Origin of the sequence: Oxyplasma meridianum, from assembly GCF_038024865.1 — an archaeon.
Classification (GTDB): domain Archaea; phylum Thermoplasmatota; class Thermoplasmata; order Thermoplasmatales; family Thermoplasmataceae; genus Oxyplasma; species Oxyplasma meridianum.
Genome location: NZ_CP133772.1, coordinates 1,357,754 through 1,380,617, shown reverse-complemented (window position 1 = coordinate 1,380,617; position 22,864 = coordinate 1,357,754). Strand labels below are relative to the sequence as shown.

At 42.2% G+C, this 22,864-nt stretch carries 19 protein-coding genes; 7 read left to right on the top strand and 12 right to left on the bottom strand.

Annotated elements, in window-relative coordinates; all coding sequences use genetic code 11:
* Window positions 1-16: 16 nt before the first annotated feature.
* Window positions 17-301, bottom strand: a complete 285-nt coding sequence (locus OXIME_RS07230) for a transcriptional regulator (protein WP_393971174.1) — start codon at window positions 299-301, stop codon at window positions 17-19.
* A gap of 74 nt (window positions 302-375) precedes the next feature.
* Window positions 376-633: a hypothetical protein gene (locus OXIME_RS07225; RefSeq protein WP_393971173.1), complete on the bottom strand. Its 258-nt coding sequence runs from the start codon at window positions 631-633 to the stop codon at window positions 376-378.
* Window positions 634-723: 90 nt separating this feature from the next.
* On the opposite strand from OXIME_RS07225, the gene OXIME_RS07220 reads away from it, so the two are divergent.
* The 3 genes from OXIME_RS07220 to OXIME_RS07210 all read left to right on the top strand — a co-directional run bounded on the left by OXIME_RS07220 (window position 724) and on the right by OXIME_RS07210 (window position 6,305).
* Window positions 724-2,172, top strand: a complete 1,449-nt coding sequence (locus OXIME_RS07220; protein WP_393971172.1) for an RtcB family protein — start codon at window positions 724-726, stop codon at window positions 2,170-2,172.
* Window positions 2,169-3,203, top strand: coding sequence for an amidohydrolase family protein (locus OXIME_RS07215; protein WP_393971171.1), 1,035 nt, complete (start codon window positions 2,169-2,171; stop codon window positions 3,201-3,203). Before OXIME_RS07220 ends, OXIME_RS07215 begins: the two co-directional genes overlap by 4 nt.
* A gap of 171 nt (window positions 3,204-3,374) precedes the next feature.
* Window positions 3,375-6,305: a CARDB domain-containing protein gene (locus OXIME_RS07210; protein ID WP_393971170.1), complete on the top strand. Its 2,931-nt coding sequence runs from the start codon at window positions 3,375-3,377 to the stop codon at window positions 6,303-6,305.
* 24 nt (window positions 6,306-6,329) lie between these two features.
* On the opposite strand, the gene argS is transcribed toward OXIME_RS07210, so the two are convergent.
* The 5 genes from argS to aroB all read right to left on the bottom strand — a co-directional run bounded on the left by argS (window position 6,330) and on the right by aroB (window position 12,083).
* On the bottom strand, window positions 6,330-7,988 hold the full coding sequence (gene argS, locus OXIME_RS07205; RefSeq protein ID WP_393971169.1) for an arginine--tRNA ligase: 1,659 nt from the start codon (window positions 7,986-7,988) through the stop codon (window positions 6,330-6,332).
* A gap of 68 nt (window positions 7,989-8,056) precedes the next feature.
* Window positions 8,057-9,328 (bottom strand): 3-phosphoshikimate 1-carboxyvinyltransferase, encoded by a 1,272-nt coding sequence (locus OXIME_RS07200; protein ID WP_393971168.1) that lies wholly within the window; start codon window positions 9,326-9,328, stop codon window positions 8,057-8,059.
* Window positions 9,325-10,167: a shikimate kinase gene (locus OXIME_RS07195; protein ID WP_393971167.1), complete on the bottom strand. Its 843-nt coding sequence runs from the start codon at window positions 10,165-10,167 to the stop codon at window positions 9,325-9,327. The genes OXIME_RS07200 and OXIME_RS07195 overlap by 4 nt, the downstream gene beginning before the upstream one ends.
* Window positions 10,154-10,990, bottom strand: a complete 837-nt coding sequence (locus OXIME_RS07190; protein ID WP_393971166.1) for a shikimate dehydrogenase family protein — start codon at window positions 10,988-10,990, stop codon at window positions 10,154-10,156. The genes OXIME_RS07195 and OXIME_RS07190 overlap by 14 nt, the downstream gene beginning before the upstream one ends.
* A gap of 1 nt (window position 10,991) precedes the next feature.
* Window positions 10,992-12,083 carry a 3-dehydroquinate synthase gene (aroB, locus tag OXIME_RS07185; protein ID WP_393971165.1) on the bottom strand — a complete coding sequence of 364 codons (1,092 nt, stop codon included), beginning with the start codon at window positions 12,081-12,083 and terminating at the stop codon, window positions 10,992-10,994.
* 428 nt (window positions 12,084-12,511) lie between these two features.
* Here aroB and OXIME_RS07180 point away from each other — a divergent pair, with 428 nt between their 5' ends.
* The 4 genes from OXIME_RS07180 (at window position 12,512) to OXIME_RS07165 (ending at window position 17,164) form a co-directional block, all read left to right on the top strand.
* Complete coding sequence (locus OXIME_RS07180) at window positions 12,512-14,383, top strand: glycoside hydrolase family 15 protein (protein WP_393971164.1); 1,872 nt, start codon at window positions 12,512-12,514, stop codon at window positions 14,381-14,383.
* Window positions 14,384-14,481: 98 nt separating this feature from the next.
* Window positions 14,482-14,934 carry a hypothetical protein gene (locus OXIME_RS07175; RefSeq protein ID WP_393971163.1) on the top strand — a complete coding sequence of 151 codons (453 nt, stop codon included), beginning with the start codon at window positions 14,482-14,484 and terminating at the stop codon, window positions 14,932-14,934.
* Window positions 14,916-15,158 carry a hypothetical protein gene (locus tag OXIME_RS07170; RefSeq protein ID WP_393971162.1) on the top strand — a complete coding sequence of 81 codons (243 nt, stop codon included), beginning with the start codon at window positions 14,916-14,918 and terminating at the stop codon, window positions 15,156-15,158. The genes OXIME_RS07175 and OXIME_RS07170 overlap by 19 nt, the downstream gene beginning before the upstream one ends.
* The gene (locus OXIME_RS07165) at window positions 15,155-17,164 is read left to right on the top strand and encodes a type B DNA-directed DNA polymerase (RefSeq protein WP_393971161.1); all 2,010 of its coding nucleotides are present in this window, start codon (window positions 15,155-15,157) and stop codon (window positions 17,162-17,164) included. Before OXIME_RS07170 ends, OXIME_RS07165 begins: the two co-directional genes overlap by 4 nt.
* Here the strand turns inward: OXIME_RS07165 and OXIME_RS07160 are convergent.
* The 5 genes from OXIME_RS07160 to OXIME_RS07140 all read right to left on the bottom strand — a co-directional run bounded on the left by OXIME_RS07160 (window position 17,145) and on the right by OXIME_RS07140 (window position 22,547).
* On the bottom strand, window positions 17,145-18,260 hold the full coding sequence (locus tag OXIME_RS07160) for a Cdc6/Cdc18 family protein (RefSeq protein WP_393971160.1): 1,116 nt from the start codon (window positions 18,258-18,260) through the stop codon (window positions 17,145-17,147). The two genes, OXIME_RS07165 and OXIME_RS07160, sit on opposite strands and share 20 nt — an antisense overlap.
* A gap of 76 nt (window positions 18,261-18,336) precedes the next feature.
* Entirely contained in the window at window positions 18,337-20,016 is a 1,680-nt protein-coding gene (locus OXIME_RS07155; protein ID WP_393971159.1) for a B12-binding domain-containing radical SAM protein, read from the bottom strand.
* Window positions 20,017-20,173: 157 nt separating this feature from the next.
* Window positions 20,174-20,326, bottom strand: a complete 153-nt coding sequence (locus OXIME_RS07150) for a hypothetical protein (protein WP_393971158.1) — start codon at window positions 20,324-20,326, stop codon at window positions 20,174-20,176.
* Window positions 20,327-20,523: 197 nt separating this feature from the next.
* On the bottom strand, window positions 20,524-21,525 hold the full coding sequence (locus tag OXIME_RS07145) for an alcohol dehydrogenase catalytic domain-containing protein (RefSeq protein WP_393971157.1): 1,002 nt from the start codon (window positions 21,523-21,525) through the stop codon (window positions 20,524-20,526).
* Between the two features lie 92 nt (window positions 21,526-21,617).
* Window positions 21,618-22,547 (bottom strand): phosphotransferase family protein, encoded by a 930-nt coding sequence (locus tag OXIME_RS07140; protein ID WP_393971156.1) that lies wholly within the window; start codon window positions 22,545-22,547, stop codon window positions 21,618-21,620.
* Window positions 22,548-22,864: the final 317 nt, after the last annotated feature.

Genomic DNA, 22,864 nt, shown 5'->3' with positions numbered 1-22,864 from the left:
ATGCAAACAAGCCTATTTATTTTTTCTGAAGAGTAAGCTTGATTGTCTGGTATATGGATTCAAGCTCTGATGCTATACTTTTTGCATCCTCAGCAAGGTTTTCCCTCTGTTCCACAAACTCAGGTGTCAGAATGGCGCCTTCTCTGGAGGGTATTATAAGTCCCTGTTTTTCAAGAAGTCTCAGGGAATACCTTATCTTATGTTCCGGCAGCTTTGTAACCTGTGCTATCCTGATAATTCCCACTGGTTGTTCTCGCAGGAGAGTCTGGATGATGGCTATATGCCTCTTCAGAGTCTCCATGTCACTTTTTATCGGGTTGAATATAGAATTTTTGTCTATCATCAATATCAATTCACATGATAACATGTGTGGATTTATCCTTTTTGAATCAGTCTGTTATCCATTTTAGAAGAAGAAAAAATAACTTTCCCATGTTCTGTTACAACAATTTCGTCTTTTGTATCAAGCATTTTTCTGATCTTATTCTCCCTCTCCTGAATATACTCATCAAACTTCTGCGGATGTTTGGAATTCTCCTGAATGCTAATGGCATTCTTTCGCAAAGCAATTTGGAGTTTAAGGTCGAAAGCAAGCCTTTCAGGAAGTTCTTCAACCGCAACCTTCTTGACCATTTGTAAAGGCATATGTGTATTTGGATAAAAAATTTCAGTTCTGCATTTGTAAATGAAAAGATTATCTTAATTCATGATATGGGGATTCATATGCCCGAAATACCTCTTGAAAGGGTAGATGATAACACACTCGCCATACCTGAAACATGGAATCCAGAGATGAAAGTACCAGGTATAATATACGCCAACAGGGAGATAGAAAAAAGTCTGGTTGGAGACCGTTCCCTTGACCAGGTTGTCAACGTTGCAATGTTGCCGGGCATCGTCAAAGCATCAATGGGCATGCCGGACATACACTGGGGATACGGATTTCCCATAGGTGGTGTTGCAGGTTTTGATTTAAAGGAGGGTATAATTTCCCCAGGCGGGGTTGGTTATGACATCAACTGCGGAGTTACTCTTATCGGTACTGATCTCAACATAGAAGAAATCAGGCCACACATAAAGGAACTTCTTGAGAGAATTTTCTTAAAAATTCCTTCAGGTATGTCCAGGAAGGCATCGTTTAAGATAAACGACCATCAGATGGATGAGATTCTTTCCACTGGTCTGCAGTGGGCCGTCAGTGAAGGATACGCCACAAAGGATGATATACTGCACACTGAAGATGGTGGAAGGATGCAGAAATCAGACCCTGTAAATGTCTCACCCGAGGCAAGAAAACGGGGTCTCAATCAGCTTGGAACACTTGGATCTGGAAATCATTTTCTCGAGATTCAGGCGGTTGAACAAATAATGGACATGGAAAGGGGATCATCGTTCAACCTGCATGAAGGTAAGGCAACGATCATGATACACACAGGTTCAAGGGGGCTTGGCCACCAGGTTGCGACGGATTTTGTTAGGGAGATACAGACCGGTGGAGAAGGGGTTGTGGCGGATGTTAATGACAGGCAGCTCTCATCGGTATATTTTCAGTCAGATATGGGGCAGAGATATTATGAGGCAATGAACGCAGCCGCAAACTTCGCATTCGTGAACCGACAGATTATAGTTTCAGAAATTAGGAGTGTATTTGGAGAGGTTCTGCACATTGATCCTCAGGAAATGGGTATGAGGATAGTATACAGTCTTGCACACAATATGGCCAGGGTAGAAAGGCACAATGTAGGGAAAAAGTCTATGGATCTGGTTGTACACAGGAAAGGTGCTACTAGGGCTTTCCCAGGTTCTAAGATGGAAAATGGATCCATTTTTCGGAGATATGGGCATCCTGTGATAATACCGGGAGATATGGGCACTGCATCCTATGTTCTTGCAGGAACCCAAGAGAACCTTGAAAAATCATTTGGGTCAACATGCCATGGGGCAGGAAGGCTTCTCAGCCGCAAGAAATCATTTGAATCGTTTAGCAGTTCAGAGGTAATAGAAAAAATGAACAGATCAGGAATCTTTATAAAAGCGGCATCTCCCGGGGTTGTTTCTGAAGAGGCACCTGGAAGTTATAAAAATATAGACGAGGTTGTTGCTACTGTTGCTGGATCAGGGCTGAGCATACCGGTTGCAAGACTTATACCGGTTGGAGTGGTGAAGGGATGAATATAAGAAAAATTACGGAAGCTTCAGGTCACATCTACAGGAATGGCAGGTTTCAGGAGGGATCAATTTCCTTCCATAATGGGGAAACAGTATTCATCCCGGGGGAAACAGGTACCATGAACTTCGGAACATTGATTCCTTTGCCGGTCAATTCACACACTCATATAGGTGACTCATTTGTCAGGGATGAACCAATGGGTGACCTGCCCGAAGTTGTTGGGCCGGATGGTTTCAAGGTGAGAAAATTTAGGGAGGCCAGTGAGAAGGAGATATACTCCGGAATGAAAGGAAGTATATCTTTTATGAAACAGAATGGAACGGGTGCATTCATAGACTTCAGGGAATCTGGTCTAAAAGGTGCTTCGCTTATAAGGAGCATAAAAGCAAGGGGAATTAAGAAGGTAATATTAGGAAGGCCGGAAAACCCTGATGAAGCAAAAAAAATACTTAAATTTGCAAATGGTATAAACTTCAGTGCAGTATCTGATGTTAATTATGACAAAATAAGTAAGATAGCCCAGATAGCACATGAATACGGAAAAATAGTGGCAATACATTTCAGCGAGAACGTGCATGAGGATATTGATCTCATCATGGGGATCCATCCAGATCTCCTGATCCACGGTATCCAAGCTTCAGATCATGATCTGAGGACAATAAAAAATTCCGGGATACCGATTGCGGTAACTCCAAGGTCCAACTATTTCTTCGGGAAGAGGCCAGATTATTCTGTATTTATAAAAAGATCAATAAACCTTATGCTGGGCACGGATAATGCCATGATATCAGAACCAGATATATTTTCAGAAATGTCCTTTCTTTACAGGATTCAGAGGAGTATTAACAGAATTTCCCCTGAAGAAATACTTAAAATGGTAATCGACACCCCATATTCCTTTCTTGAGAAAAATAACGTTGTTATGGATAATTCAAGATACATATATTTTCCAGGCCGCATGGTCAGTGCATACGAAATAGTGACCAGGTTTCACACACTTGAAAGGTCAATTGTCGAGATTGCAGCAATTTAGAAAACAAGGAATCCAATATAAGTCCTGTCAGGGAAGGGGAAATACGGTTTGAAACAGTCAGAAAACTTAGCGGATGCTCTTCTATAGCATTTATTTCAAGGGTATGATTAAAAAACTTTTCACGATAATATTTATATCGACTGATTTGCTTAGCCCTCTACGCGAATTAATATGAAGGCAAAAAGATCTACTATACTGGCGCTACTGGTAACGGTCGCGATAATGACAAGCACATTCGCTGTCCTGGGTACCGCAAATGCCGCTACCCCACAGACAGGTAAGGTGACCATAGACATGGATTTCGTCCATGATGGTAATACCTATCTTGCAAAGGCAAGCACAACCGCGAAAATAACCACCCTAAGCGGCCAGTATGTCACTTCAATATCAGGACCGGTTAACACATTTAACCTCACACAGGGGCATTATTACGTGAATGCGCTGCCTCAGGACACTTTCATTAGTGGAATTGGCAGTGCGATTACCAATGCCACACATATGGAAATTGATGTAACGACCACACCAACAATTTACACTGTCAATATTTCCGCTTCAAGCGCTAAAACCGGACATTTCAAGGTTATAGATGTACCAGCGGGAAGTTCGGTGCAGGTTGCACTGAGCACCACATCAGGTTTCAATTTCTTTTCTACAACCCTTTACAATAATCTGACATCATCATCAAACGAAACATTTAACGCTACTGTTCCAAGCGCTGGCTTTTTCTATGCAAATTTAACCTACGAAGGATCAGAGTATTCAGTATTGGAGACATACGGTACAGGAAACATTAATCTTTATCTGAACTCCTCAGCAGTTGTAAGTGGAGTAGTGAAATCGGCAGCTGGAACTTATATCTCTCCAGTAAGCGTAGTGGTTGTCAACACAACTCTGAAAACATACCAGGTATTTCACTTTTCCACATCTTATTTTACTGTAGTCTCAAATAATGATTGGAAAAACCAGACATTGCTGGTAGGATCCCCGGGATATCAGTCATGGGAAATATCAAGTCCTTCAGCAATAACTCATACATTGTCAATTAAGCTTAACATGTCTAAAAGCGACATAAACTACACATACAATCTTTCAAGCAATCCAAAGTATCTCAACCTCTCTGTTGGCTATTACATAACAAACGGAACCACTATGCCAACATTCGGAAACTCAAGTGTGAACTCGCTTTACTGGCAGGAAAAGATGGATGGCACATCTATCTTTTCAAACACATCTCTTGAAAGCTACCTTTCCAACCTCAGTCTGAACAACACAGCTAATACAATCAATATAAATGGCTACATATACGACCTGAAAAGCAAAGGTTCTGCAACAGCAACATCAACCTTATCATATATAAACGGGAGCGTAACATTCTACTATGAAAACTCATCCATTACCCTATCTTCAGTATCTTCTGGTTTTACAGTCCAGGTTCATACCCTTCCAACCAGATACTTATCAGGTATGGTAAGTTACAACTATACATTCATGTACTCATTCAAAAATCTGTCCCTCACATCATCTTCCCTATCTCTTTCCTCATTTATGAGGTTTACAAATCCAGTATACATCCCAACGCCTACATCAAACCAGACAGTGAGAATGACCTTTTCAAAAGCCAATTTACCTGTTATAACCGACGCTGACGTTTCATTATACTGGAAAAATATGGTATCAACTAACTATCTTCTCAACTCCTCCCAAAACAACACAATATTTGCAATACCAATTAACACGAGTGTATCATTCAATGCCTCAGGTGCTTATTATAATCCTTCAACAGGATCAAATGACTATCAGAAAGCACATTTCTCCTGGTATTCTCAATCATCCACATATAAAAACAATGGAACATACAACGCAACATTCTTTTTCAATAAACAAGGTACATATGCAATATATCTTAATGCAACCAGCCCACAGGATATGACCAACAGCACGGAATTTAATGTAACTGTTGTAAACGCCAGCCCGTCTGTCCAATATAACATATCGCTCAGTGGAAAAGCCATTGTAACCGGAACAGGCGATCAGACAAATGTAAGCGTTCCTCAATCCTCCCTTTTGCTCTTCAGTGCATACAGATCGTCACTTAAGGCAGCAGGTTACAACGTTTCTCTCATCTACACATGGTACCTTCCATCATATACAAGCTCTGCTAAGAATGTAACCTATTCCTTCTCAACTCCATACATAAAGACTCACACTCTTCAGACAGGTTATCTAAACATAACAAGTGTGGTGGGAACATATTCCAACGTATCATTCAAGTTCTTTGTAAATGATACCACACCGCCATCACCTGTAATAACTCTAACAAACGCAACGGGTGTTGCAGTATCCCAGCCAGTTGCCGGTCAGGTCACATACTTTTCCGCCAATACATCATCTGATCCTTATTATCCTGAGAGCAGTCTTGTATACCACTGGGAAGTTATGTACACAAACGGTACCATCGCATCCCCTGGATCCAGTACATATAATATAGTTGGAGGAAGCAATAACAGATCCTACATCGGACTTAAAGTCAACACTCTGGACGGATTGACCGTATCGCTTAGTGCAACCAATCCCTCTAAAGTCACAGGCTTTTCAAACAAGACCTACCTCCCAATAGTCGATACTTCAAGACTGGTTGTACAGGGAGTTTATTTCCCTCATGCACTTTCTCAGGGTTCAAAGTCTACCGTGTATGTTAATGTCTCCAACAATGGAACAGCAACTGCAAACAACTTCACAATATATGTGTACGTGAATGGTAAGGAGGTTGCCAGTGAATTCTACAGTAAACCACTGGCTGTTGGATCTTATATGAATGTAAGTTTCAACATGACCCCATCCTCATCGGGAAACTTGCCATTCGAGTTTGAAGCAAGTTCTTCATTGCAGCCATCTTTCTATCAGACACTCAGTGCATTCACATCAACACATAGTGTTAATCCTCCAGCCTACAGAACTCCTCTTATCATAGGAGTGGTAATAGCCATAATAGTTGTGGTGGGAATAGTCTACTACAAAGTCAGTTCAGGTGGGTCAAAGGAGTCGAAGACAACAGCAATAAAGAAAGTTGACCAGAAGAAGAATCCGCCCCAGAAAAAATAGTAATTTTTTAAATGCAAGGGGAGATTACATCTCCTCCAGCAACTCTATACCAAGTATTTTAGAAATATCTTCTATTATATTTTTGTAAATCTGTACCATTCTGATGCGTTTTCCCATTGTTTTTTCATCAGAGCCTGAAACAGGGCATTCCCGATAGAATTCATTGAACTTCTTGACCAGATCCAGCGTGTAATTTGCAATGATATCAGGTCTCAGTGAATCCTTTGCCTCAATTATCCTGTAAGGGTACTGGTACATTGTTACTATTAAATCCCTCTCCTGAGGTACAATATTTTCATAGTTCGGCTTCGCATTCCCTGCATGTTTAAGGATACCGCAGGATCTGGCATAAGAATACATTATGTATGGTGCAGAATCACCTTCAAAATTGAGGGCTTCTGACCACTTGAATACAACCTGCTTGCTGGCATTTATCCTGATAATATTGAATCTTATGGAAGACTTAGCCACTGATCTGGATATGCTCTCAAGTTTCTCCCTGGGGAGATCAGGTCTCTTTTCAGACACAATCTTCAGGGCTTCCTCCTTTGTGCGTTCCAGCAGTTCATCCACTGTAACTGCATTGCCCTTCCTTGTTGACATTTTTCCAGTTTCCAGTGAAACGTATGCATTGAAAACGAAATCTATGCGATTGGGGAGATCCATAAGATCCTTGAGAACAAACTGAAGATTCTTGGCATGCCCCTTATGGTCCTCGCCAAGGATATCTATGATCCAGTCGTATGTTCTTGCCTTGTATTTATGGTATGCAATATCTCTTGTAAAATAAAGGGAAGTGCCATTTCCCCTTATCAAAAATATCTTTTCCTCATCTGGATTCAGGATGTATTTGGCACTATCCTCATCCTTCAAAAATTCAGAAAAGGATTCTATTATTTCTGCCAGTTCTCCAGATCTTATGAAATCAGATTCCCATGTATAATCGTCAATCTTCACATCAAGGCTTTTCAGGGATCTATTTATGTTGTCAAGCGCAACAGATGCAATTGCCTTGATCTTGTCCATTAGTTCCAAATCTCCGTTCTCGTAGCTGTTCATAAGATTCCTGATATCATTCTCTATTGTTGGGTCCTTATCCATCTCAGCATATATCCTCTGATATCCCCATAGAATCGTCTCCATGTCAGGCTTCTTTCCGGAACTGTATCTTCTGTAGGCTTCATAGAGGGCCATTATCTGCCTGCCGGAATCATTGACAAAATACTGCGTTGTGACCCTGTACCCATATCTTGCCAGAATTCTGGCTATGGAATCCCCTAGGAGGGTATTTCTTATTCTGCCAACATGTAAGGGGCCTGTGGGGTTGGTGCTGGTGTGCTCCACCGAGACTCTTTCAGGATCCTGGAAAGTATCCGGAAACTGTCCCTTGATCTCCACGCTTTCATCAAGATCTCTGAGAATTGTCGATGGATTGATCCTTATATTTATGTATGGGCCCTCCAGTGAAACGCTTTCAATATAGTTTTTTCCTGAAAGAACAGATGAGACTTTGGAAAATATCTCCTCCCCCTTATTTCCCGTTGACTTGGCAACACGAAATGTCCTGAAGGCAAAATCGGCATGGCCGGTTCTGTCAAACCCCACATCTGATGGATCCAGATCAGCATATACTGTCTTTATGTCATCAGTTATTTTCGCTCTGTAATCTTCAAAAAGCAACATAATGGTTTATTTTCAAAGTATATAAACAGTTTTGCTAACTTTCTCTATAAATGCATAATAAAAATTCTTCAGGGTTTTATATCCACTGAGAGTTTTTCAAGCTCCCAGAAGAAATCAGGAAAACTCTTGGATACCTCATGATGGAATTTAATAGATCCTGTACTTCCGGATAATATCATTGCGCATACTTCGGCCATTATAATCCTGTGATCCTTGCTTTCTACTGTTATATTCAGAGGTTTTATTTCCTTTCCAGGGCGGATTTCCAAGGAATCATCACTGAGAAGTATATGCGATCCATATCTCTGGGCCATCCTGACAATGGCATCAAGACGATCACTCTCCTTCTGGCGGAGCCTTCCAGGATTCTTTATTTCCACCCCACCAGAAGAGAATATACCCAGTATTGAAAGGCCTATTGCTAGATCGGGATACAGATCTGCGTCTACAGTTATCTTTTTCAGTTCTGATTTTCTGCAGATTATGTAATCCCCATCCTGGTCGGATTCCCAGCTTATCATGGATCCGGCATCAGAAAGTATCTTCACTATGACAGAATCACCCTGTGTGCTCTTCCTGTTAAGTCCCCTTACTATGATTCCACCATCAGACCCAATAACGCCTAAGACCAGCATTACTGCAGCAGAGGAAAAGTCCCCCTCAATTTCAATATAAAGCTTCTCCGATTTTGGTTTTCTTGTTACAGTGTAATAGTCACCATCCCTTCTGGCAATAACCCCGAACTGATCAAGAGTTTCCTCGGTGATCTTGAGATAGTCCGGTGAGACAGATTTTCCAAGGACATGTATATGTGATCTGTCTGCCTTGAGAGAAGATGCCATGACAACTGAAGTGACATACTGGGAACTCAGAGACCCGTCAATGGCGCAGTTCTCAATATTAGCCCCCTCTGAATCTATTACGGGAAAACCATCCAGTTTGAATTCAAACCTTGCACCGCATCTTTCCAGACTCTCAACCAGCGGCCTTATGGGCCTTGCGGCCAGGAGAGCATTGCCAGTTATCTCTGTCCTGCAGCCTTTTGCAGCAAGCAGCCCCAGGGAAATGCGGTATGAAGTTCCAGATTCGCCCACATTGATAAGGGGAGGGCAGCTAAATTTTCCTGAAATCTCAATATACCTTCCGGATATAACCAGATTGAGGCCGCAGTTTCTTATGATATCTATTGCAATATTCTCGTCATTTGAGAATGCAAGCGGTCCAATTCTTGCCTCTGTTTCAGAAAACCCAGCATAGAGTATGCATCTCTGGGAGAAACTCTTGGAAGAAGGCACAGAAACAGTCCCGGAAATATCGGGTCCCCTTCCCAGTATCCTCATGCCTCTACCCTCCTTGAAGTCAGCCCCTTATTTGTCAGGGAACTTTTTATTATGCCCCACCCCTGGGATGATTCATTGAAGTCCCTGTAAGCTGAATCCATTTCGTCCAGATCTGCAAATATTGCAAAAACTGCAGGTCCTTTGCCGTTCTGTGCACTATGGGTTGCTCCATGTTTCAGGAAATAAGAGACTTTTTCCATATTGGCACCGTTAATGGCAGATATTATAGTTCCGTTATAGACCATTGCCCCATATATGTCCCCTCTCTGTATGTGCCTCTCTATTTCCAGTGACCTTTTCCTGTACAGGGCAAATGAAGAGATATCAATATCGCCGCTCTTCCTTCCATTCAATGAATAGGAAACCAGCACAGGGTCGTTATCAACCGGCCTTCTTTCAATTATTTCCATTGAGGTATTGTCTGTCAGGCAGAACCCACCGAAGTAACAGGCGCATATATCATCAAGTGCACCTGTGACAGAAGTGCCATTGTAAATCGATGCTTCCGCCACTGTTCTGAGAAGGCATTTCTCTTCAAGATTAAGTTTATTGATAACAGAAAGGGCATATATGATGGACAGTGTCATGGCACTGCTGCTCTTCATGCCATTTTCCATGGGTATCATACTTTTTATGGATACTGAGTAATCCATGCCTGTTCTGTATCTCTTATCTATGAATTCAAGGGTTTTCTGTATAACAGTGTTGGTTTGAGATTTGCCCGCTTCCCATACGGTGGTTACCATGGGAAGATCCATGGCAACAGCAGCCCCTCTGCCGTTGAAGAAAGCTGACATAACGGAAAGACCGCCGTTGACGGTAACTTCAATTTTTTCCAAATTCTCTTGATTTCCAGGCTTCTTCCACAAGACCCCTGACCTCACTGTACGTGGAGGCAATACCTGTCAGGATCTTAAGGCTTTCCACTGCCTGGTATATGTATAGATCAAGCCCTGTGATACATCTCTTCCCATTCCTGGCCCCGGTCTTTATAAGTGCAGTCTCGTATGGATTGTAAACCGTGTCTATGACAGTTTCAGACCTTAAAACCATTGATTCACTGAAGGGCATAGAAAGTACATCCGGATACATTCCAACCGGTGAACAGTTTATGATCACATGATATTCTTCGTCAATGTTTTCATAGTTGGATATCCTGATCCTGTTTAACCATGGGAGGGAGGAAAGTTTCATCTCAGCCGCTTCAGGATTCCTGGAGAGTGCAGTGACACTTTCAGGTCTGAACTCAGAAAAAAGTGCTGTACAGACAGATCTGAATATGCCTCCTGTTCCGGCTATGAGGATCCTCTTTCCATTAATTTCATTCTTTAGTGATACAATGGACTTCAGGAATCCAGAATAGTCTGTGTTATATCCATTTAGATTTCCTTCACTGTTCACAACTGTATTGCATGAGAGGGTTGAAGTTACCACTGGATCATAACTGTCCAGCAGTTTGATTATATCCACCTTGTGGGGCATAGTAACATTGAACCCGGACATGGTTTCACTTGCAAATTGTGCGAACCGCTGCAGATTCTCCTTTGCAATATCCATTGAAATATATATTGAATCATATCCCTTTGACGAGAAAATTCTGTTGAAGATAAACTGTCCAGTTGACTGGCCAACCGGCCTCCCAATCAGTCCAAAAAATTTCATTTTATCGCGTTCCCGTCACTGTATCAAAAGTTTCCATGAAACTCCTGAGGTGGCTCCTGAGATTTTCAGGGGTAAGCTTTACATTCTGGTGGGTCCCGAAATCCTCAGGAATGGACATACTTATTGAACCCTGTGACATCTTCTTGTCATTCTTCAGGTATTCCATCATGTTGTCTATGCCAACTTCCCTCAGGGAGATCTGCTTAATGGAAAACCTGTTCATCTGGTTCCTGATCTCCTCCCTTATCTCAGGCTTTGTGATTCCCATTCTCTCGCCTATGTATGTTTCCACCAGCATTCCAGTGGCAACGGCCGGCCCATGGCTTATTCTGTTCTTTGTGGCAGACTCTATGGAATGTCCAATGGTGTGGCCAAAATTCAGTACGCTTCTCTCTCCTGTTTTGTCGAAGAAATCTCTGTTTGATATCTCACTTTTTATCTTTACACTCTTTGATATGAGCTTGATAAGGTCATCACCGGATGCCAGTGATTTTATGTCATCATATTTGGCAAGTACCCTCAGTATGGTCTCATCCTTTATGATACCGTATTTTATCATTTCACATATGCCATCCCTGATCTTCAGTGTATCGTCACCCTTAAGAAAATCAGTGTCAATTATTATTGTGCCGGGATTGTAGAATGTTCCTATAACATTCTTGACGCCGGAGAAGTTTATCCCATTCTTGCCCCCTATAGAGCTGTCCACCTGGGAAAGCAGTGTTGTAGGAACAGCAAGAAAATCTGTCCCCCTCTTGTATGTGGAAGCAACATAACCGGCAAGATCACCTACAGTTCCCCCTCCGATATATATGATAAGGGAATCTCTTTCAACTCCCCTCTCAATCAGGACGCCAATTATCTTCTGGTAGTTTCTTATATTCTTCAGATTTTCACCGTCCGTGAGAACTATCCTTGTCAGCTCTCCTCTGAGGGATGTAAGTTTAGGAATCTTGTCTGAATATAGATCGTCAACAGTTTTGCTTATCATGAGCACAACGTGGCTATAACGGTCAGCTTCTGAAACTATGTGATGCATGGTTCCGGGGCCTATGACAACAGATACCTCCTGCCCGTTAAGGTTCACTATCATTCTTTCAGCGTTGACTTCTATTCAGACTCACCAATGAAACGATCGGGTATTGGGATAAATACCTTTGCGAAAAAAATTTAGATACCATGCCACTTCATGGTGGGCGCTTCTCTGGCATCTGTTCTGGTCAAGCCCAGATTAGAAGTTATCTGCGTTGCCAGAAGTGATCAATTTTACTCTGCCACTTAGGCATGGTACTGGCAACTGAATATAGTAGTTCCTATAGATCTTATTTAGTTTCTTATTTAGTTATTTTACTTCAATATAAAAGATAAACATACAATGCGACTTTGTAAATGTCCCCACCCCATCTACATGACAAGATCATCGACCTTCGTCCTCAAAATTGTTTGCAAACTTTTCCCATGCAGGAATTTCTCTGTAAATATTTATTATTGATACATCACTTGCCTCTTATTGGTATTGTTATGAGTTTCAAAGGGTTGAAGAAGATCCAAGATGTTAAAGTTAATGGCTATATCAGAATTTCAGATCATGGGATGATTGCAAACAACAGGACTGCGGCACTTGTCGGCATGGACGGTACCATTGACTGGGCTTGCTTTCCAAATTTCAGTTCCCCTCCAATCTTCTCCTCCATTCTGGACAGGAACAAAGGTGGATATTTTTCAATAATGCCATCCAGTACTGAAGATGTTTATGTATCACAGTATTATAAGGAGTTTACAAACATACTTGTAACTGAGTTTGTGAAGAATGAAAAAACAATCCTGAAGGTAACTGATTTCCTCCCGGCAACAGATTACACAACAATAAGTTTTCCAGAGATTCATAGACTTGTGGAGACCCAGTCTGATGATGTGTCTGTGGAACTTAAGATGAAACCTGTTTTCAACTACGGCACTGTAAACTATAGTGTGTCAAAGAGGAAATCAGGTTATGTTTTCATCAGTCCTGAAGCCAGCTTTGGCATTGTTTCTGATATCCCTCTAGACCTGGATGGAGGTATGGTGTCCACAACTTTCCTGCTTCCCAAAAGGAGATCAGAGTGGTTTCTCACCATATATGGCATAAAACATCTCAACGATGTGGAGGATTACAAATCATATGAAAGGCTGGAGGAGACATCCGATTACTGGCATACATGGTCTTCAAAGAGTATTTACAAGGGTGTTTATGATAGCGAGGTAATGAGGTCAGCGCTGACCCTTAAGGGCCTTTTTTATGAGCCTACCGGACTTATGGTTGCTGCTCCAACCGCCAGCCTTCCAGAATGCGTTGGTGGTGAGAGGAACTGGGACTACAGATTCACATGGGTAAGGGACACGGCATATGTCATTGAGTCACTGGCGCTGCTGGGTTACAAGAGGGAAGCAACAAAATTCCTTTATGATATGATGGAGATCATTGAGAAGGACGGCATGATCCGCACCATATATACAATAAACAATGACCTAGGCCTTGACGAAAAGATACTGGACATGGAAGGTTATATGGGGTCAAGGCCAGTACGTATAGGAAACAAGGCATCCTCACAGCTCCAGATCGACCAGTACGGTTCCATCATAAATGCAATATATGCCCTGAACAGGGTAGGAGGCATAATCAATTCATACCTCTGGAACTTTGTGGGAGAGACTCTTGACACACTTGCCGATATGTGGCAGAAACCTGACTCAAGCATATGGGAATTCAGGACTGAGCCACGCCATTATGTATATTCTAAACTTGTTGCATGGGCCGCTTTTAGCAGGGCAATTGAGATGGGAAAGGATCTGGGTTTCAGCGGACCTTACAGGAAATGGGAGTTCTTTTCCGACAAGATAAAACAGGATATACTTGAGAAAGGCTTCAACCCTGAGATAAACGCCTTCAGCCAGTATTATGGCAGTGACCAGACAGATTCTGCACTTCTTAGGATGCCTCTTTTCAATTTTCTTCCGGTGGACGATTATCGCATTAAGGGAACTATAGAAAAGATAGAGAAGGATCTTATGACTCCGGATCACCTTTTCAGGAGATACCTTGAGGATGACGGGCTCAAAGGACGGGACAATGCATTCCTTCTCCTCTCATTCTGGTATGTGGAGGATCTGGTCATGATGAACAGGGTACAGGAAGCCAAGGACATCTTCGATTCACTGCTTGAGAAAGGTAACCATTTATGCCTGTTTGCGGAAGAAGCCGATCTGGATACTGGAGTCCTTCTGGGCAATTTCCCACAGGCAATAACTCACCTGGGGGTCATAAGGGCAGCATTCAAGCTCAACAAAGTACTGAAGATAAACTCCAGATCAGAGGGATATGGAAAACGCGTGGAAACAGTGGGCAGGATGTAGAGACATGATCTCTGACACACATTCCATGGGCTGATATCTCATTTTCTCACTTTTAAAGCCGCCCGAAAGGCTTTACAACAATACCTGAATATTTATGGGTGCATGGTTCACTGAGAATATACAGGACTGAAAGTTTCCATCCCGGTAATGTGGATCGTTTCCGCATGCAGGAAATCGATGATACGGTTTTTCACCTTCTCATATCAGATGGCATAGTGGTGGATTTCAGGGCTGCATTCATGCCTGAGACACTTGAATCAATGCGTATCCAGAGAATTCTCACATCATATCAGCTTCAGAGAATACTCATGGAATCCGATGATTATCCATACTTTATCGCTGTCACGTCCCATTCAATATCTGATTGGAAAGCTTCCATACTGCAGAGCATATTGGATATACTCAGGATAAAGACATACTACAGGGGATGCAGGATAGACATGAACATAATCGGAGAAAGGGACATACATGAACTTTACATGGGAAGCACAAAGGTTGCCGGAAGAAAGGCACATACGGAGGGGATATTCAGATGGGGCGAACTGCACTGACTGCAAGGCAGATAATGGACATGGTTGAGAAAAGGTACAGATCAATGGAGAAGATCATGTGCCATGATGATTCTGAAAAGCTGGAGGAGATAATCAGATCAGGAAGGAGGCATTCTCCGGAGATATCCTACGCCGGGGAAGACGTTGAAATCGGCATTCTTCTATTTTCCATAATTGAGATCTTGAACCGTCTTAAAAAACTAGAATCAGAGAATAAACCATGAAGGTAATCATCAACGGCACGGGCCTTGACACAATAACAATATGGAATTACGACGGAAGAAATGTAAGATTTGAATCATTCAGGAACAGAACATGGATATTTGTCCATGGTACTCCATATGATGTGGATTTCCTTGCAAACCAGCTTGACAGAGTCCACTGGGTAAGCTACAGCAGGGAAAGAATGAGGGACGTTTATGGATACCTGGACGGTTTAAGGATAAGCCTCAATCCATCCATGGTTCCTGAGATAACCAGGGCCATAGATACTATAGGGATGGGAAGGAAGTATTCCATCTACAACGGAGACATAAACCCTGTTCTGAGGATCATGTCTGAAAAGTCCCTTAATTTCTTTAATCTTGAAAATCCGGAAGACATGGACGTTGAGATCCCGTGGGTGTCAATTGTTCCCGTATACTCATCCGGAGGCCTGAAGCATATTGTCATTGACGGAGATGTTGTAAAACCTCATAGATCCGGGTTGGAGACAGCATACGAAGCCATAAGGAATTCCAGATTCATAATATATGGAAACAGGGGCAACTCATTCACATCCATGCTGGAGGAACTTTCAAACTCAGGTCTATACATAAAAGGGGTTCATGCAGGAAAGATGAGTGTATATCAGTCATATGGGCAGGTGCACTATAAAGGCCCATGGATCAGGATAGATGGGAAGATGTGCATGGATATGGATTCATTCATTCTTCGGGAGAGCGGAATGGAGGGATCATATGCAATGTCCCGCATGTCATCACTTCCGCTGGAATACACGGCGGTTGTAACGCCTGGCACAGCGGTGTCCTCAATGGAAGTTTCCCATGCAATAGGTAGGGGCATACTCATACCACTTTACAAAAATGATCATGAAGAGTGGAAGAGTGTGTGGGATATTCTGGATCGTGACAGGGGTGGTCTTGTTCTGCAGCCTGATCCGGGGCTGTATTGCAATGTCTATGAAATTGACTTTTCATCAATGTATCCCAGCATAATGGTCAATTACAATCTCTCACCGGAAACAGTAACCGGTTCAAAAAGGCCAGTCGTTGGTGAATTTTCACATGGCGGCAACAGGGGATTCCTTTCAGAATCCCTGCAGCATCTCCTTGAAACAAGGCTTTTCTACAAGGGCATAAAATGGAAAAATCCTGTCTATGCAGCAAGAGACACTGCACTTAAATGGATGCTTCTGACCTCATTTGGATATACCGGATATAAAAACGCAAAATTCGGGAAGATTGAGGTGCATGAAGCCATAACATCGCTGGGCAGGGATATACTTGCATGCTCCATAGGAATTGCACACAGGATGGGGTTCCGAGTAATACATGGCATAGTTGATTCCATGTGGATTATGGGAGATGGCGATGTTGACAAACTGATCAGGGAGATAGAGAGTGAAACAGGAATAGGGATAGTGCTGGATGGGTATTACAGGTGGATAGTATTTCTCCCTTCCAGGAGTGGAATTGGTGCTCTGAACAGATACATGGGGCTGAGGCACGACGGAACATTCAAGGTTCGGGGAATAGAGTTGAGGAGAAATGACATACCAAATATTGTAAAGCAGTTCCAGAAGGATGCCCTCAGGCTGTTCAGTCAGTGTATGAACCCTGCAGACATATATTCAAAAAGACTGGACCTCAGGGATCTGGAGAACTCATACATGGAGAGGATAAGGAACTTCTCTCAGGATGATATTGAAAACTACAGGATAAATTTCAAGATAACACGGAGAAGGGAGGAGTACAGTGTAAAGACCATCCAGAAGCAAGCTCTTGACATATTGATCAGATCCGGCATAGAGGTGAATCCAGGAGAGAGGATTCCTGTTTCAGTTGCAGACAGGAAGAGGGGAATTCTCAACCTGCAGCCGGATGAGGCTGGCATAGACAGGAAATTCTACATTAAGTATATGAAAAGGGCATTCGAAAGCTTTGACTACCTTGTCCAGGCATCATCTCCACTCTGTGTACAGAGGGACATCAGAGAATATTTTCAATGATCTTCTCTATCTTCTCCTTCAATACAGCAACAGGAACATCACTTATGCCTATGAGCTTTGATACGCCCTTTCTGTCACCATTTCCCACGATCCTGCCATCAATGATCCCTATTGTTTCAAGTTTCTTCACAATTCGGTAGATCTTGGAGGAATCCATCTTCTTCATCTCATACTGCTCGCAGAAAGAATCTGTCTGAAGTATTATTGAGCTTACCTGTGTCTCTGTTTCATTCATGAGGCACCTGCATATGGAAAGAAGTACAACAAGTTCGTCAATGTCAAGTTCAGCAAGCTTGCTCTCCGTTATATAGGGGTTTATGAGGGCCTTGGCAGCCCTTACATCCTCATTCTCAAGCATATCAGACTTCCTGTATTCCGATATGTACGCAGACTTCTGGAGAAGCTCTATGGCCACCCTGCCGCTCCCAAACTGCTGTGCTATCTCGGAGATGAAGTAGAGAATATCCGGAGTGTATGAAGTCTCTACAAGTGAAAGCCTTGATCTTTCCTCTATAATACCGTAAAGTTCATCCTGGTTGTACCTCTGGAACCTGAGGCTGGAAAATATGCCAACCGATCTCCTGTCATCCCTGGTCATATACATAAGTGGATTGTCTATGGAGATCATCACAGTAGATACCGGAACAGAGTAAAGTTCACGTGCCCTGAGAAGATTATAGAAACCTTCACTGTCGTTCCTCAGTATGTTAACAGCCTCATCTATGACAAGCACAAGTCCAGTTCTCCTGGTCTCAAGACTCTTCTTAATGATTCTGAAAATATCCTTATACGGGAGAGATCTGTTTGCAGTTATGCCTCCAAGTCTGTTTATAACATCAAGGAGAAGTATCTTCAGGCTGCCGAAAGAAAGGGCATTCTCATAGATCATCAGCGGGTTCTTTTCCTCCCTGATGAGGAACTTCACTGACACAGTTTTTCCCGTGCCGGAATCTCCGTATATGACCAGGTTGGTGTATACTCCTGATTTTATTGGATCTATGAGTATCTTCCTTATATCTGCAAGTTCCTTTTCACGGAAAGGAAGCTTTGAAGGGGTATATGAAAAATCCAGTGGTTCAGAATTCTTAACAATCAACAGTAAAGTGTATTGGTAATAAAATATTAGTTTTTCACTCCGGCAAAAAAATGAGTAAATGGTGAAAAATACCGGATCAGGCGCTGCTCATGGAGGCAAGTGAAGTAAACTCGCTCCTGTTCTCAAGTCCAAATTTCTTTACCTTTTCTATGTCAACGCCTTTCTTCTTTGCCACTGATTCAACAAATTTCATCATGGCAAACCCCCCGGACGATATTATCGTGCCAGTTCCAAGCCTTGAAATAAAGTTTCCAGTGCTGTCCCTGTAGCCGTCTCTTGCCGACATTTTGGCAAGATGCCTGTATGAGGCGTAGTAAACGGCAAGCTGCTCAGTTGTCAGAAGATCCTTGTTGAGGCTCCTTGATTTAATCCTTCCCAGTGGCACATTCACGAGTGGGGTAACCGTAAATTCGAATGGTCTCCCATCAACATAGGAATTGCTCAGCCTGTTAATCATGGCAATGGTGTCCCATTCATCCTGCACCGTCTCTCCTTCCTGCCCAACCTGTATGGTGAATGCAGGCCTCCAGTAATTTCTTGTCTGTACGTAAACACCCTGCCACACAATCTGCTCCCATGATCCGTCAGGACCTATCTTTAGCGGCATTGTTTTGTTGGGCATGTGCCTTTTTGCAAGTTCGTCACTTCCAGTTTCAACACCCGTCTGTATACCGATCCAGTTCCTTGGCCCGGCCTTCAGGATCTTTGAGAATTTAGCTATCATGTCAGGGAAACCGGCAGGTATTGAAACCCTTCCATGGGTAGGGTTGGCAGTCTTTATGCCAGGTACATTCATTACTGCAGTGAACATCTCGCTGAGAGCCTCTTCATTGGGAGCGTACATAGGACCATGCTTGTAAGCGAAGATCTCATCAGAGTGAAGCCAGCCGTTTGTTATGCCCGCTCTCTGGTTAACCTTCACTTCATTGACTATTCTCTCAACTGAATTGTATCTCAAGGGCCTCAGTGTAACCTCACAGAAATCACATCCAACACCGCACCCCCTCATAACCTCAACCATACCTTTCATCGCTGGGTTGACTATCTCAGGTATGTCCTCAAGTCTGGGATACGCCTGTTTTGTAATTCCTCTTGCGAGAAACATATCGTCCTTTTTCAGTACCTTCCTGAAATGGTCGTCATATGTCATGTAACCACGGTAGAAAAGCTGAGGGTCAATGCTGTCCTCAGATATCTGCTCGAAAAGCAAATCAGCAATATCGTCAGCTTCACCCTGGAATATGTAATCAAACCTGTATTTATCTATTTCATCCCTGAGCAGGGTGAATTCCCAGACTCCCGGGCCACCAACAATAAGTTTTGCCTTTTTTCCTTCCCTTACACGGTTTATTCTCTCAATTAGAGCATCCCATTCTCTTCTTACCCAGGCGCTCATCTCCCCCCCGAAGAGGGCATAGTAGGACATTGTTGTTGGGCCAACACCAAGTGGATCCATCGTTGTGACTCCTATTATTTCTGTCTCTTCATCAACGAACCTCTCAAGGTAGTCCTCGTGTGCAACCACAACATCCTTTCTGGGATATCTTCTAAGAAGGGCCGCCTCAAGTTTTCTCAATGCGTATGGAGCAAATACTGCTTCACCGCTTGGAAGGGCAGGAGGTGCCGGTCCCTTAAGGAATCTGTATATGCTTCCCGGTACGGCTCTGCTGGGTGCGCAGGGAAGAAAATCCAGTAATGGAAAATTTCTGTATTCATAACTTAAAGTTGTATCTCCAACTAAAACAAATTTCGTCATATTAATTCACCGTACTTTTCTACTTAAATCCTGCTCATTCATAAATATTTTGTTAAACTTTGTTAAAACAAAAGCCGCAGCATGCAAATCCGGAAATATAAAATTTAGGGATTAAACTTATATGGTTCATCCTACAATATTGTGGATAGAATAATTCTCAATCCATATTTCTCAGCATGGCTTCATATTTCAGTTTTTCATAAACGTTGATCTGGTTGGTGCTTCTCAGTAAATATGAGAAAAAATAGTGGTTGCTTCTCCTTATTCTCATAATATGGAAAGTCATTGCTATTAAATGTGTGGCTAACATGCGTCATCTATAATTTAAGTTGTGTTTTTAAGAATTAAAACTAAAATCTCCTTGTAACATGAAAACTATCTCAAGTCATTAGGTGGGATTCATATTGTAGAGAAATGACATTTGAATTAGATATATAGGAAATATATACATCCACAAAAATTTGGGAAGAACCATTTATATAAAAAAAAATAAAGCTGGAAAAAATATTAAGGGATAAGAACAGCACGACCCTTTATTTCTTTTTTTTTCAAAAGGTTGATCACCTCATTTGCCTCAGAAAGCCTGTATTTTGTGGAATGTATCCTGATCTTTCCATGAGAAGCTAGGTCAAGCACGGAATACATATCGCTTCTTGGGCCAATAACGCTCCCCCTAATCTGAATTTCATCAACAAAACTGATCCGATCCATGCCACCATGAACCCCAAGTACAATGTTTCCTCCTGCCTTGACCAATTTTGAAGCGGCATTTATTGCGTCCTGGTTTGGAGAGAAAACAATGACCGAATCTGCCTTTCTTACATGATCTCCCAGCCTGTCATACTTAACTCCCGGATTGAGCACGTCATCTGCACCACTTTCGTAAGCAAGTTCACTGTGTTCCTCTCGTGTAGAGATTGCAACAACCCTAGAACCTGTAAGTTTTGCTATCTGAACAACCACATGGCCCACGCCTCCTATACCCATGACATATGCGGTTTTACCAGGGCCAAGATCAGATCTTTTAACTGCCCTGTAAGCAGTAACGCCTGGACAGAACAGGGGAGACGAAAGATCCGGATCAATTCCCTGAGGTATTGGATATACGTGCATGGCGTTTCCAAGCATATATTCAGCGTAGCCACCGTCAAGAGTCTCTCCTGTGATCTCCTTGTGAGGGCAAAGGTTTTCTCTTCCAGTGAGACAGTATTCACATCTCCCGCATGTGGACCAGAGGGGCTGTATTCCAACTTTCTGTCCTTTTTTCAGCCAATTCACTCCATCACCCAGATCTGCTATCTCACCTATGATTTCGTGCCCCGGAATTATGGGCAACTTTGATGGAACTCCATCATGCAGCCAGTCTCCCTCTATCATGTGCAGGTTCGATCTGCAAACTCCCACTGAAATCACCCTTACCAGTACTTCTCCTGCTTTTGGAACAGGTTTTTCCACATCCTCCAGTTTTAGTGGGTTTGAGCTGGCAGGACCAGTCCTGTTCAACATCATGGCTTTCATGGTTTGCCATTTTATAATGTTTTAAAAAGATTCCCCGGCCCAAGTAAAAATCTGACAAGGTGAAGAGTTACAATGCTTCAGACCTAAAATATCATTTCAATCTCTTCCAGACCATGCTTTATATATGCATTATTACCGGTTTCAATTCCGTATAATGCATCTATGATTCCTGCTATGTTCACATAGAAAGCTGATCTTTTCAAAAAGCCAGGGTCATGTTTAATCCCTTTTTGTTTCATATAATCCATGAAAACAGCTGAAAATTCATCACCATAATCGTATACGAGTTCTGAATAATCCAGGGCAAAATCTGATAGGGATGCGTTACCCCAGTCAAGCAGACCTGAAATTTTCATTGCTTGCCTGTCATAAAGTATGTTCCACCCCCCAAGGTCACCGTGAATGAAACATGGGTTAAAATTGAATACTTCGGGCTTCAGGGTATTCCCAAAATATTCCTCAATCCGACTTTCTGAATTTCGGTCAATAAGATTAAAAATATTCTCACGGGCAAGTCTGAGCATGTCCATGTAATGTTTTATGATGGTTTTTCCGTCTCTTATGGCAACTTCAGGCATACCTTCATTGGAAATCGACATTATTTCTATGGAAATTTCAGAGATGCTTCTGAAAAACTTCAATTTTTCATCTTTTTCCAGGCAGTCAGGCTTAATTCTATCCTCCTGCCTTCCGTATTCTTTATTTGTAATGTTAACACCATCAATTTTTCTGTACAGAGCGGCAAAATTTCCATCATCCATTTTGCCGTAATGCAAAAAAGATGGAATGGGAGCTGAAATTTTTCCCTGCAAAAATCTGGAGACCCTTATCTCAAGGATCATCTGGTCTTCACCTTTATGGTTCAGCGGAGTTTTCACCAGATATTCGTCGCCAATCTGGTAAATGCTGTTATTCCAACCTTCAGCTATTTTCAGTATGGTGGTTGATCCAGAAATTTGTATATACGGATCTGCAAAATTTCTTATTGACGAGATGTTCTGGGATTTCTCCACTCAATGGAATAATAATCCGCAATAAAAACGTTATATCGATTCTAAGGTTATTCCAGATTAACCTATTATGGAAAAGGTTTCATATCATATTTTGACAGATTTCCCATGTATCAATGGTCGTAAACTCCCATGGTTTCAATTACCTAGATGAAGTATTGCGGTCCAGAAAGTATCAGATGGTTGTAACGGTATTTTACTTCTTATTTTTTCGTATGTTTATCTTTTTAATCTTTTCCTGCTGAGGAGTTTACCTGTCTCTATCATGGATTTGCCTTGGGAAAGTTTAGTTTAACACTCCTTGCAATTGTTCAATTTAC